General features: G+C 56.1%; 9 protein-coding genes and 2 tRNA genes. 9 read left to right on the top strand and 2 right to left on the bottom strand.

The features are described 5' to 3' along the window. Nucleotides 1–19: 19 nt before the first annotated feature. Nucleotides 20–1,048, bottom strand: coding sequence for a diacylglycerol/lipid kinase family protein (locus HMPREF2891_RS07780; RefSeq protein ID WP_070619087.1), 1,029 nt, complete (start codon nt 1,046–1,048; stop codon nt 20–22). Nucleotides 1,049–1,186: 138 nt separating this feature from the next. Between HMPREF2891_RS07780 and serS the strand changes: the two genes are divergently transcribed. The 6 genes from serS to HMPREF2891_RS07750 all read left to right on the top strand — a co-directional run bounded on the left by serS (nt 1,187) and on the right by HMPREF2891_RS07750 (nt 8,699). Then, a complete protein-coding gene (gene serS / locus HMPREF2891_RS07775; RefSeq protein WP_034508618.1) occupies nt 1,187–2,461 on the top strand; it encodes a serine--tRNA ligase in 1,275 nt (424 codons plus the stop codon). Next, nucleotides 2,454–3,359, top strand: a complete 906-nt coding sequence (locus HMPREF2891_RS07770) for an HAD family hydrolase (RefSeq protein ID WP_070619090.1) — start codon at nt 2,454–2,456, stop codon at nt 3,357–3,359. Before serS ends, HMPREF2891_RS07770 begins: the two co-directional genes overlap by 8 nt. A 238-nt stretch (nt 3,360–3,597) precedes the next feature. After that, nucleotides 3,598–4,989, top strand: coding sequence for an ABC transporter substrate-binding protein (locus tag HMPREF2891_RS07765; RefSeq protein WP_102218161.1), 1,392 nt, complete (start codon nt 3,598–3,600; stop codon nt 4,987–4,989). 65 nt (nt 4,990–5,054) lie between these two features. Next, entirely contained in the window at nt 5,055–6,041 is a 987-nt protein-coding gene (locus HMPREF2891_RS07760) for a carbohydrate ABC transporter permease (protein WP_070619094.1), read from the top strand. Beyond that, complete coding sequence (locus tag HMPREF2891_RS07755) at nt 6,034–6,978, top strand: carbohydrate ABC transporter permease (RefSeq protein ID WP_070619603.1); 945 nt, start codon at nt 6,034–6,036, stop codon at nt 6,976–6,978. Before HMPREF2891_RS07760 ends, HMPREF2891_RS07755 begins: the two co-directional genes overlap by 8 nt. Before the next feature lie 377 nt (nt 6,979–7,355). Beyond that, entirely contained in the window at nt 7,356–8,699 is a 1,344-nt protein-coding gene (locus tag HMPREF2891_RS07750) for an AGE family epimerase/isomerase (protein ID WP_070619098.1), read from the top strand. A 91-nt stretch (nt 8,700–8,790) separates the two neighbouring features. On the opposite strand, the gene HMPREF2891_RS07745 is transcribed toward HMPREF2891_RS07750, so the two are convergent. Then, on the bottom strand, nt 8,791–9,930 hold the full coding sequence (locus HMPREF2891_RS07745; RefSeq protein WP_070664833.1) for a zinc-binding dehydrogenase: 1,140 nt from the start codon (nt 9,928–9,930) through the stop codon (nt 8,791–8,793). Between the two features lie 112 nt (nt 9,931–10,042). On the opposite strand from HMPREF2891_RS07745, the gene HMPREF2891_RS07740 reads away from it, so the two are divergent. From HMPREF2891_RS07740 to HMPREF2891_RS07730, 3 genes are all read left to right on the top strand, one after another. Further along, a tRNA-Ser gene (locus HMPREF2891_RS07740) sits at nt 10,043–10,129 on the top strand. Nucleotides 10,130–10,353: 224 nt separating this feature from the next. Next, nucleotides 10,354–10,443, top strand: a tRNA-Ser gene (locus HMPREF2891_RS07735). A 296-nt stretch (nt 10,444–10,739) separates the two neighbouring features. Beyond that, nucleotides 10,740–12,317: an SLC13 family permease gene (locus tag HMPREF2891_RS07730; protein ID WP_070664831.1), complete on the top strand. Its 1,578-nt coding sequence runs from the start codon at nt 10,740–10,742 to the stop codon at nt 12,315–12,317. Nucleotides 12,318–12,526: the final 209 nt, after the last annotated feature.

Below are 12,526 nucleotides of genomic sequence, written 5' to 3'. Positions count from 1 at the left end.
TTGGACGTTCGAAAATTTGTTATCCGTGTCGGATTCTAAGAGCTTTGTGGTCTACGCGCACGCGCATTTCTCGCGCGTTGCCAAGCGGGTCACCGTCCACTTGAATGGGGTGGGCGTCTTTGACGAGGCTGTGAGCGGTGGCAGCTTGAATGAAGTCTAGCCGTCCGGATGTGCCTGGGAGGACGTCGTTTTTTATGCCCACTCCTTGCGCGGCGATTTTGGTGAAGAGGTCGGCCCAGCCTACAAGGCCGTCGCTGGTTTCGAGTGTTGCCACGTCCAGCATGCCGTCGTTGAGTTTTGCGTCGGGCGCGAGGACTACGCCAAGCATTAGGGATGAGCAGTTCGCGAATAGGATGGAGCGGCTGTTGATCACGTACTTGCGGCCCGCGTCGAGCTCTAGGAATGTCCTCATTCTTGGAGCGGTGAGGGCTTTGGCTCCGGCAACTACGTAGGCGCCCCAGCCCACGCGGCTTTTGAGGTTGGAGTTGGTCTCGGACATCATGCGTCCGTCCCAGCCCTGTCCGGCGATGACGATGAAAGCGTATTCGTCTTCGCTGGGTGGGTTAAATCCGCGCTGTTCGAGGAGTTCTTTGTGCTGCGTGGTGATGTACGTGCCTTCGGGAGGTATCTCGGGTTCGCCTTCGAAGCCGTTCACTTTCATCCACGCAATGTCGATTTCATTTTCGAGGCCGAAGAAAGCGATGTCGATGGCTTCTTGGATGTTGTCGGCGGGAACGTGCAGGTTGCGGGAGAGGAGGTTGCCGGTGCCGTAGGGCAGTATCGCCATGGGTGTGCCGGTGCCGGCGAGGCCGGCGGCTACTGCACGAACTGTGCCATCTCCGCCGGCGGCAAGCACGAGGTCGGCTCCATCTGCCACAGCCTGGGTGGCTTGTAGGGTTCCGGGTTGTTCCTCGGTGGTTTGAATCCACACGGGCTCGTTTAGTCCTGCTTGTGTGGCCGCGATGGTAACCATTTTTCGCAGGGTGTGCACTTTGGCAACTTTTGCGGGGTTGTAGATGACATACGGAGTTTGAGTTTTAGGGGCCATGACTCCTACCTCCGATCGAAAAGTGTCAAGGTAAACATTACCGGATCTGCAAATCGGGTGGTTTTTGTTGTTTGGATGTGGATCCTGGAAAACGGACGGCCATGTGACCGTGTTGAAATGCCGCGGTAGGCTTGGAGCATGATTGATCTTAAAGCTCTTAGGGAAGATCCGCAGCCGGCTCGCGATTCGCAGATTGCGCGCGGTGGTGATCCGAGTCTTGTTGATGAAATTTTGAAGGCCGATGAGGCTCGTCGCGTTGCGCTTCATGATTTTGAGGCTGCGCGTGCGGAGCAGAAGTCTGTGTCTCGTTCTATTGGTAAGGCTTCTGCTGAGGATCGCGAGAAGGTTTTGGCGCATGCGAAGGAGCTTGCCGCTTCGGTGAAGTCGCTGGAGGCGCAAGCCAACGAGGCTCGCGAGAAGGCTGAACGTCTGGTCTGGTCTATGCCAAACATTGTGATTCCGGGCGTTCCTGCGGGTGGCGAAGAGTCGTTTGAGGTTTTGCGTTTTGAGGGCGGGGAGCCGCGTGATTTCGCTGCTGAGGGCTTTGAGCCGAAGGATCATTTGGAGATTGCTGAGGGCCTGCGCGCGATTGATATGAAGCGCGGCGCGAAGGTTTCGGGCGCTCGTTTTTACTACATGACGGGTGTGGGAGCGCAGTTGGAGCTGGCTCTTTTGCGCATGGCGATGGATCAGGCGGTCGAGGCCGGTTTCACTCCGATGATGACGCCCACGCTGGTCACGCCAGAGATCATGGGAGGCACGGGTTTCTTGAATGAGCATTCGGACGAGATCTATTACCTGCCTGCCGATGATCTGTACCTGACGGGCACTTCCGAGGTGGCGCTCGCGGGCTACCACAAGGACGAGATCATTGATGTGGATTCTCCGAAGCGCTACCTGGGTTGGTCCACGTGTTATCGCCGTGAGGCCGGTTCGGCCGGCAAGGATACGCGCGGCATTATCCGCGTACACCAGTTCAATAAGGCGGAGATGTTCTCGTTTGTCACCGCGGATGAGGCCGAAGCGGAGCACGCTCGTTTCCTCGCGTGGGAAGAGCAGATGCTGGCAAAGGTTGAGCTTCCTTACCGCGTGATCGACACGGCGGCTGGTGATCTGGGCACTTCCGCTGCTCGCAAGTTTGACTGTGAGGCGTGGCTGCCAACGCAAAGCCGGTGGATGGAAGTGACATCGACGTCTAACTGCACCACGTTCCAGGCACGTCGTTTGAATATTCGTGAGCGTACCGAGTCGGGCACGCAGACCGTAGCGACGATTAACGGTACGTTGGCAACCACGCGCTGGATTGTTGCGATTTTGGAAAACCATCAGAATGAGGATGGTTCAGTCACGGTTCCGCAGGCTTTGCGTCCGTACTTGGGAGGTAGGCAGAAGCTGGAGCCTGTAGTTGGCTAAGTCTCTCCTCACGCCTCCGCCAACAACGTTGGCGCCGATCCCGTTTGAGGATTTAGTTGCTCAGGCAAGCGCCGCCCTCCCAGATTCTTTGCAAGAGGCCGGGCCCAGCTTGCTGGTTGCGCTCGATATTGATGGCACCTTGCTCACTGCTGATGGGGCCTCCAAGGCGGTTGTGGACACCATTGAACGCCTGCAGAGCGCGGGCGCGAACGTTGTGATTGCAACGGGTCGCGGTGTTGGTGCCACTTTGCCAGTGCTTCGCGAGGTGGGGATTCACGACGGCTGGGCAGTGGCGTCGAATGGCGCGATCGTTTTGCGTATTGTGGACGGCCAGCACGAGGTGGTGTCGAAGCGCTACTTTGATCCGGGCCCGCTGATTGACCAAGTGGCACAGCATTTGCCGGGGGCGATTTTAGCGGTTGAGGATGACTCGCCCTACTACCGGGTTTCGCGCGTGTTTCCGCCGCGGGAGCTCATTGAGGATTTCCGGATTGATGATCTGGAAGGGTTGAAGTCGAAGCCGGTTACGAAGCTGGTTGTGCGCATGCCGGGAATGAGTGTTGAGGATTTCGAGGCGCGCGTAAACGAGCTGGATATGTCGAACCTGAGCTACGCAATTGGCTGGACGGCGTGGATGGATGTGAATGCGCCGGATACAACCAAGGCGGGCAGTCTTGAGTGGTTGCGCGCTGAGTTGGGGGTACCGCTAACTGGCAGTGTTGCGGTTGGTGATGGCACGAACGACATGGCGATGTTGCGGTGGGCGCATCATTCGGTGGCTATGGGTGGGGCCGTCGAGCAGGTAAGGCAGTGCGCTAACGCGGTTACCGGCCCGGTTGACTATGACGGGGCGGCAGCGGTTATGGAAGCGATACTTAGAAGAACCTCTATCAACTGAGGTGGGCCACTAGAAGGGGCCTGTGTTTCGCAATTCGCGCAATAATGCGCGGCTATTGGTTACAAAATGGTCACATATGCACGTTCGTGAACCAAAGTGGTTGCACAGGTCACATTTATCGCGTTTGGTTATATGCATGGACGGCCTGGGAAGCAGGTCTTAGACAAGCGTATACGATTTCGTATCGCGTGCGAGGTCGCGGTTTGTCAGTCCCAATTGATTAACACTGGAGGTTTAAATGCGTTCATCGCGCATGATTTCGACGAAGAGAACTCGATGGAGCGTTCTTGCAGCCGGCGCAGCGGCCACAGCAATGTTGCTGTCCGCATGTGGTGGGGGCGGCGACATCAGCGGCGGCGGTTCTTCTGGCGAAGCTGGTGGAGATACCGATTGCTCCGCGTTTGAGGAGTACGGCCACTTCGATGGCGAATCCGTTTCGCTATTCTCGTCCATTCGTGAGGTTGAGGCCGATCAGCTTCAGCAGACGTTTGATAAGTTCACCGAGTGCACGGGCATTGATGTTCAGCACAACGGTGTTGGAGAGTTTGAATCCCAAGTTGTCGTCCAGGTTGAGGGCGGTAATGCTCCTGACCTAGCGATCTTCCCGCAGCCAGGCCTGTTGGAGCGCATGATCAAGGATGGTCACGTAATTGCGGCTCCTGCAGAGGTAGAGAAGAACGTTGACGAGGGCTGGTCTGAAGATTGGAAGGCCTACGGCACGGTTGATGGCAAGTTCTACGCCGCACCGCTGATGGCTTCTGTGAAGTCTTTCGTGTGGTACTCACCGTCCATGTTCAAGGAGGGTGGCTACGAGGTTCCGCAGACTTGGCAGGAGCTCCTTGATCTGACTGAAAAGATCGCCAAGGATCACGAGGGCGAGGATGTGAAGCCCTGGTGTGCAGGCATTGAGTCCGGTGGCGCTACCGGCTGGCCGGCAACCGACTGGGTTGAGGATCTAGTTCTGCGCTCGGCAGGTGCTGATGCTTACGACAAGTGGGTTGCGCACGACATTGCGTTTAACGATCCGGCTATCGAGAAGGCAACCGAAGAGGTTGGCAAAATTCTGCGCGATGACCGCTATGTAAACGGTGGTATTGGTGACGCTCGTTCGATCGCTACGACCTCGTTCAATGATGGCGGTCTGCCGATCCTTGAGGGCCAGTGCTACATGTACCGCATGGCTTCGTTCTACGAGGCACAGTGGCCGGAAGGCACCGATGTTTCTGAAAATGGCGACGTATTCGCTTTCTACCTACCGGGCATGACTGCTGATGAGAAGCCGCTTTTGACCGGTGGCGAGTTTGTTGGTGCGTTCAATGACCGCGATGCAACGAAGGCTGTCCAGGCCTACATGTCCTCGAGCCTGTGGGCAAATACTCGTGTTGAGATCGGTGGGGTGACCTCCGCAAACAAGGGTGTTGACCCGTCGCTCGCAACGTCTGACATTCTGCGTCTTGCAATGGAGCTGTTGCAGGATAAGGACGCGGTGGCTCGTTTCGATGGCTCTGACCTGATGCCTTCCGAGGTTGGTGCAGGCTCCTTCTGGACTGCAATGACTCAGTGGCTGAATGGCGAGAAGGACATTCCGACCGTCCTTGGCGAAATCGAAGCCTCTTGGCCAACTAAGTAACAGGTGCTGAGCATCTGATTTTCAAGAGCGGGGCGTACTAGTTACGTCCCGCTTTTGGAGGATCAATGGACTACTTTCTAAATACAAAGATTGGCCAGATGATCTTTGCGGTCATCTTGCTGGCAGTTGTGGTGCTGGTGCTGCTAGGTTTGGCGTCACTGGCAGACAGGATGAAGGGGCGCGGGCGCACGATTGCAAGTGTGGCAGTGTTCCTCGGTCCCGGTCTGCTGCTGTTGGCACTCGGCCTCATTTATCCGGCTATTCGAACGATTCTCATGTCGTTCATGGATAGGCGTTCAACGCAGTTTGTGGGCTTTGATAACTACGCGTGGTTGTTCACGGCCACTGACTCTAAACAGGCGTTCATCAATACGTTCTTGTGGGTGCTTCTCGTTCCAATCATTTCCACTGTTGTCGGTTTGCTGTATGCGATCCTTATTGATGGCAAGCGTTTTGAAAAGCTAGCGAAGTCGCTGTTGTTTATGCCCATGGCTATCTCGTTCGTGGGTGCGGGCATCATTTGGAAATTCGTTTACGAATACCGTGGTGCTTCTCAAACTCAGCGCGGCTTGCTAAACGCGATCATCGTGGGGCTCGGCGGCGAGCCCGTGCGTTTCTTGCAGGATTCACCTTTGAACACGATCTTCTTGTTGATCGTGATGATTTGGATTCAGGCTGGTTTCGCAATGGTGTTGCTGTCCGCAGCTATCAAGGCGATTCCGCATGACATTGTCGAGGCTGCAATGCTTGACGGCGTGAGCCGGTGGCAGATGTTTAGGAACATCACGGTCCCGTCGATTCGCCCAACCCTCGTGGTGGTGCTGACAACTATCACGATCGCAACCTTGAAGATCTTCGATATTACGCAGACGATGACGGGTGCGAAGTTTGGCACGCAGGTGCTGGCGAACATGATGTATGACCAGTCGTTTACGTACGGCAACAATGGGTACGGTTCGGCGATGGCGGTTGCCATTTTCGTGCTTGTTATTCCGATTGTTCTTTACAACGTGCGGCAAATGCTGATCAACAAGGAGGTGCGTGGTGCCTAGCTCTGTAGATGTTGCGCAAAATCCTGCCGCCCTGGAAGTGAAGAAGCCGGTGCGAGGCGAACGTAAGACTGCTTCTGCGGAGGCAAAACGCGCCCTCTCGGGTAGGTTTGGATCGTTTGTTGCGGTACTGATCGCAGTCTTTTGGACGATTCCAACGTTTGGCTTGTTCATAACCTCGTTCCGGCCAGAAGCCCAGATTAAGAGTTCGGGGTGGTGGACATTCTTTGCTAACCCGGATTTCACGCTGGAGAACTACCAGACGGTGTTGTATGGAGCGAAATCGCAGGGTGATCTCGCCTCATATTTCATTAACTCCCTGGTAATTACGGTTCCGGCCACTCTAGCGCCACTGTTGTTTGCGACGATGGCGGCGTACGCTTTCTCGGTGCTTAAGTGGAAGGGGCGTGACACGGTTTTTGTGATTGTGTTTGCCCTGCAGATTGTGCCGCTGCAAATGGCGCTGATTCCGCTTTTGCGCGTGTTTTCTGGAACTGCGGTTGCGAGTGCTTTCCCGTTCTTATCGATCTGGGTGGCGCACACTATTTTCGCCCTGCCTCTAGCTATCTTCTTGTTGCACAACTTCATGGCTGAAGTTCCTAAGGAACTCGTGGAGGCTGCACAGGTTGATGGAGCGGGGCACGTGAAAACATTCGTGTCGGTCATGCTTCCCCTGATGGTTCCGGCGATCGCGTCATTCGCGATTTTCCAGTTCCTGTGGGTGTGGAATGACCTGCTGGTTGGTTTGACTTTCTCGGGTGGCATGGAGCTGACCCAGCCGCTGACTGCGCGCTTGGCTTCCATGGCTGGCTCGCGTGGTCAAGACTGGCACTTGCTGACTGCAGGCGCGTTCGTTTCAATGATTATTCCGCTGGCAGTGTTCCTAACTCTGCAACGCTACTTCGTGCGCGGCCTGATGGCCGGATCCGTGAAGGGATAGCGGGTGTAGGTGCCCTGAAAGTGGCGGACATGCTTAGAGCCCCGAGCTTTTGCTCGGGGCTCTAAACTATCCCATCAACACAGTGCGAGTTTCTTAGCCTCTGGAAAGTCCATGAAATCTCGAACCCTTCAACCAGTCGGTTTAGCCGGCCCGTCGAAGTTATTCATAACTGTAGGTTTTGAATCTGTGCGTAGGTTGAAATGAATCTTAGAGTTTCCTGAAAATTTGGAAATAAAATGTGAGCCTTGTCTCATTTAGGTGATGTTGGGGCCGGTTTTCATTTTGAACTTAAATTCTCTTTGCGAATTAACTTAGGCGCAGACAGGGTAACCTCAAAGAGTTAGCAATGTTGCTTCTTTAAAACCAGGGGGATTCACTTGGGTTGGATAGAGTCTGTTGAACATAACCGCTGGCTGAGCCACCAGATGCAGGCCTTGATCTGTGTGGGCCGTAAGGCAATGGTTGAGACTGGCTTTGGTTTTGTCACATCCGAGGGCGAGATTGATACGTCTCAGCCGGTTGATCTTGCAATGACGGGGCGTTTGACGCACGTGTTTTGTCTTGCAACCCTCATGGGCTTGCCCGGTTCTCGTAAGTATGCGGATCACGGTATTAAGTGTTTGCGAAAGTATTTTGTTGACCCGGAGCACGGTGGTTGGTATCCGGCCATTAAGCATGAGCTTGATGCGGATGGAAACGGAATTCCGTGTGAAGAGGCGCTGGAGTCGAAGTCCCAGTATGCGAACTCATTCATGATGTTGGCTGCGGCTTCGGGCGTGGCGGCAAACCGTCCGGGAGCGCATGATCTGCTACTGGAAGTTATTCGTGATCAAGAGGCGCACTGGTGGGATGAGAGCGTAGACCGTGTTCGCCACCGGTATTCGCGTGACTATTCTGAGGTTGCGAAGTACTACGGTATGGATTCGAACTTGCACACCACCGAGGCCTACCTCGCGGTTGCAGAAGTTATGAATGATCCGATTTGGATTGACCGCGCCACTTCAATCCTGAAGTTTGTTTACGAAGAGGCCGGTCGAAATGATTGGCGCATTGGCGAGCATTACGACGAGAACTGGCGTGCCATGCGTGAGCATTACGGTCATTCACGTCTGGATAAGTCAGTGCCGTACGGCGTAGTGATTGGACACCAGTTTGAGTGGTCCAGGTTGGCGTTGCATGTTCGTGCCGCTAACCGCACGCTGGGTAGGCAAAGCCCGGATTGGTTGCTGGAGTTTGCGCGCGAGATGTTTGAGCGCACTCGCGTTGACGGATGGCGCCGTAACGGCAAGCCGGGGTTTGTGTACACGGTTGATTTTGAAGGCAACCCGGTGTCTACGAACCACATGTACTGGGTGGCTGCGGAGGGTATTGCCGCAACGGTGGCTTTGCGCCGTGCTCATCTTGATGACGGTGCCAGCTTGGGTGAGGTGGAGCATTACGACCACTGTTACCGCTCGTGGTTGGACTTCATTGAAGAGTTCGTTATTGAGGAGCCGGGTCAGTTTAGGCGCGAGCTTGATGAGAATAATGATGTTGTGGAGTCCAGCTTGCCGGGCTTGCCGGATAACTATCACGCCGTGCAGGCTTTGCTGATTCCGAGGTTGCCGTTGTGGCCGCCGTTTGCGTCCGCACTGTCGCGTGGCTTGTTGGATCATCCGCAGGAGCCGCCCAAGGATCGCAAGGGGTTCAACCTGTTTAAGCGTCGTGACGCTGAAGACTGATTAGGTAGTCAAATGAGTGGTGGTCATCTGGGAATCCGGGTGGCCGCCACTTTTCTGCTCGCGGGCTGCGCGGAAGGTTAGCCGGGTTTTGCTAGAGGGTGATTACGATCTTTCCGAAGGTGGAGTCGCCGCGCCCAGCAATCGCTTTGTGGGCGGCAGCGATTTCTTCGAGTGGGTAGGTCGCTCCTATGACCGGCTTGATCTGGCCCACTTCAACAGCTGGCCACACGTGTTCGCGCAGTTGTTGAAGGATCTCGATCTTGCGCTTTGGTGTTTGGGAACGCAGGGTTTGCGCGGTGATAGAGGCGTTCTTGGCGAGGAGGTAGCCCAGGTTAAGCTCGGCTTTCGCCCCTTGGAGCAGCCCGAGAACAGCGAGGTGTCCATATCGCGCGAGAGCTTTCAAATTGGTGCTCAGGCCGCCTGCTCCAAGTACATCCATGATGACGTCCACGCCGCTTGGTTGTAGCTTCTTCAGCTGCTCAAGCCACGCGTCGTGGTAGTCAAAACACTTGCTGGCGCCAAGGTCTTGCACTCGCTTGCACCGCTTGGGTGTTCCCGCGGTTGCGTACACGGTATTGCCCATCGAGTTAGCTAGCTGCACAGCGATGGAACCAACTCCGCCTGATGCTCCGTGGATAAGAACGGACCGGCCCGGGTTTGACGCAAGCTTGCCGATGTTTTCCAAGATCATCCACGAGGCCGCCGCCGATTCCACCAGGCCCATTGTTGCTACGAGTGTGCCAAGATCTGGGGCGCTCGCGGGTGCTGGGTGAGAGGACTCTTGCATGTCCGGATTGGCGTTTGCCTGGTTAATCTCGGCTCGTATGGTGGCGGTTGTGGAGGCGGGTAGCTTGGGAATAGGCAACACTTGCCGAGCGTCAACAACGGCGTGGTCGGCGTACCCTCCGCCCTCTAGAAGCGCGCACGCAGCGACGCCCTCATGAATCCATGAACACCCTGGTAGGGAAGCGGCCTCGCTACCAACTTGGTCGATGATTCCCGCGCATTCGAGGCCGAGGACGCGGCTGGCGCCCCGCGGCGAGGGGTAAGCGCCTTTTGATTGCAACACGTCAGCGGGGTTCACTGCGGTTGTGAGCACTTTGATGCGAACCTGGTTGGGTGCGGGGCTTGGAGGCTCGATGTGGATCAGTGAAAGGCGGTCGCTGAGCTGCGTCACGCCGGTGGCGTTTGCAAAGTGGGTTTGGTCCGCGGCGCTGATGATTGCTCTCATGGTTCCATGATGCCCGCAATGTGGACAAAATTTGGAACCGCGCCTGTGGTGCACTTTGCAAATGGCAAGTTTCAGGGTTTAAGTAAAACCGGGTTACACTAGGGAATCGTCGGGAGGGTTGACCGAGCGGCCGAAGGTGACGGTCTTGAAAACCGTTGTGTCCTCACGGGCACCAAGGGTTCAAATCCCTTACCCTCCGCAACAGGCCCCGGTATTTCGTTGAAATACCGGGGTTTTCTTGTTCTCGTCCATCCTAGGTTTCCGAGGCCCCGCACTCGCAAGTTTGCGCTCCACCTTCTGAGTGTCGTAGTTTCCGGCACGCGAAGAGTCTTGAGGTGGCCGGGGCGTTAGGTGTGGTTTTGGCCCCCATTTAGCGGATCGTTTGGAAACGCATCGCCCTACCCTTTAAGATGGGTTGAGTCTGGAGCTGTCGCATAGTGGCCTAGTGCGCCTCCCTGCTAAGGAGGTTGGGGCGTTCGCCCCTCGCGGGTTCAAATCCCGCCAGCTCCGCCAAGTGAAGTCTCGCGACAAAGTCCCCGCTGTGTCGCGAGATTTTTTATTGCGCGAAGGGGCGTAGATCCTGCGTGTGGATGCCGGTCCGGGATTCGTTTCAGTGGCCCTGAACGTTTGCTCGAATCGTTGAACTGGTATACCCCGAGGGGTATCGTTGTCGATAACTCGTTCTCGAGAGTCCCTAAAAGCGAGATGTAACGCTCCTTATCGTGAGATGAGGTGTTCTGGGGCTCCGGATGCGAGCAGGTCCCTGTCCTAATCACGCGAGTGCAAAGACGTACTCGAAGGAGATACTCATGAGCTCCCAGACGAAGAACTCTTCTTGGATGCCTCAGGAGATTCTCGATTCAGCACCATCTCCTCTTGAATGGAAGCGTCGCTGGATCGGACTCCTGCTAGGTGTTGTTCTAGCCGGCATTGTCTATCTAATTTTCCCATCGAGCGGAGCCGACCTGGTGAACGCTACCGTTACCGACGGAGAAACTGTTTACAGCCTCACTTCGCTTAGACTCACCGCAGCGGGCGCGGTACTGATGGGTGTTTGGTGGATGACCGAAGCGATCCCGCTGGCAGCCACTGCGCTCGTGCCACTGGTTCTGTTCCCGACCTTCCAGGTCATCGACTTCAAGGCCATCGCAGCTCCGTATGCCTCCTCGACAATCTTCTTGTTCATGTCCGGCTTCATTCTGGCTCTTGGCATGCAGCGTTGGAACCTCCACCGTCGCCTGGCCCTGCTGGTTGTGCGCACGGTTGGAACCAGTCCTAAGCGCCTCATCGCTGGCTTCATGATCGCCACCGGATTCTTGTCAATGTGGGTTTCCAACACGGCTACCGCAGTTGTGATGCTACCGATTGGCCTGTCCGTCCTCACGCTCACGGCTGATCGCGTGGGCGGATTCAAGAATCAGAAGAACTTCTCTACCGCGCTTATGCTCGCAATCGCGTACGCCGCATCTATTGGATCGCTGGGCACCGTGATTGGTACGCCGCCCAATGCGCTACTGGTTGCATACCTATCGGAAAACCACGACATTCACATCGGATTTGGTCAGTGGATGCTGGTTGGCGTGCCACTATCCGTGGTGTTCATGACGCTCGGCTGGCTGTTGCTAACCACCATTTTCAAGCCGGAAATGGACACGATTCCGGGCGGTCGCGAGCTGATCGGTGACGAGCTGAAGAAGATGGGGAGGATGACGCGCGGCGAAAAGATGACCGGCGTGATCTTCCTACTTGCAGCACTATCCTGGGTGTTCATTCCGATCATCTTGAAGATCACCGGATCGAGCCTCAACATTGCTGACGCTGGCATCGGTATGACTGCGGCGCTACTCATGTTCCTCATTCCCGTTGATGCGCGCCGAGGAATCCGCGTTATCGACTGGAAGACGGCCGAGCGCATCCCGTGGGACGTCCTCCTGCTGTTCGGTGGCGGCCTCGCCCTGTCCAAGATGTTCACCGAGTCGGGGCTGTCCATCTGGATTGGCCAGGTTGCGCAAGGACTATCGGTGCTGCCAACCCTGCTCATTGTTGTTGCGATTACTGCGCTCATCATCTTCCTCACCGAACTCACGTCCAACACGGCAACCGCAGCCGCGTTCCTGCCGATCATCGGTGGCGTGGCCGTGGGCATCGGCCTCACGGATGGTGCGCCGCAGAACGTCATGCTGCTAACCATCCCGGTGGCGCTTGCCGCGACCTGTGCGTTCATGCTTCCTGTGGCAACTCCTCCGAACGCCATCGCGTTTGGTTCTGGCTATGTGAAGATCGGCGAGATGGTGAAGGGCGGCCTGTGGCTGAACCTGATCGGCATCGTCCTCATCACGATCACAACTTACGCTCTCGCGGTTCCGGTGTTCGGCCTCGTCCTGTAAACACCAGCCGCTTAGATAAGTCAGTCCCCCGATGGGTAAACCATCGGGGGACTAGCCTATTCAGTTGCTATAGCGCTGATTTGTGAGGTGGAATCACTTCACCCGCGAGGCGCGAACCGCGCCAACTCCAGTACCTGCAAGCATTAGGGCAACAATGGCGAGAAGCCCCGTCTCAACACCGGTCTTAGCCAGTGGTTTGCTTACACCCG

The organism is Actinomyces sp. HMSC065F11 (genome assembly GCF_001813085.1).
Taxonomy (GTDB): Bacteria; Actinomycetota; Actinomycetes; order Actinomycetales; family Actinomycetaceae; genus Gleimia; species Gleimia europaea.
Note: the sequence above shows the minus strand (reverse complement) of the source record. Positions and strands in the feature narration are given on the sequence as shown.

Coding starts and splice junctions, on each gene's coding strand:
- HMPREF2891_RS07780 (WP_070619087.1), bottom strand. CDS start 1,048: ATGGCCCCTAAAACTCAAACTCCGTATGTCATCTACAACCCCGCAAAA.
- serS (WP_034508618.1), top strand. CDS start 1,187: ATGATTGATCTTAAAGCTCTTAGGGAAGATCCGCAGCCGGCTCGCGAT.
- HMPREF2891_RS07765 (WP_102218161.1), top strand. CDS start 3,598: ATGCGTTCATCGCGCATGATTTCGACGAAGAGAACTCGATGGAGCGTT.
- HMPREF2891_RS07760 (WP_070619094.1), top strand. CDS start 5,055: ATGGACTACTTTCTAAATACAAAGATTGGCCAGATGATCTTTGCGGTC.
- HMPREF2891_RS07745 (WP_070664833.1), bottom strand. CDS start 9,930: ATGAGAGCAATCATCAGCGCCGCGGACCAAACCCACTTTGCAAACGCC.
- HMPREF2891_RS07730 (WP_070664831.1), top strand. CDS start 10,740: ATGAGCTCCCAGACGAAGAACTCTTCTTGGATGCCTCAGGAGATTCTC.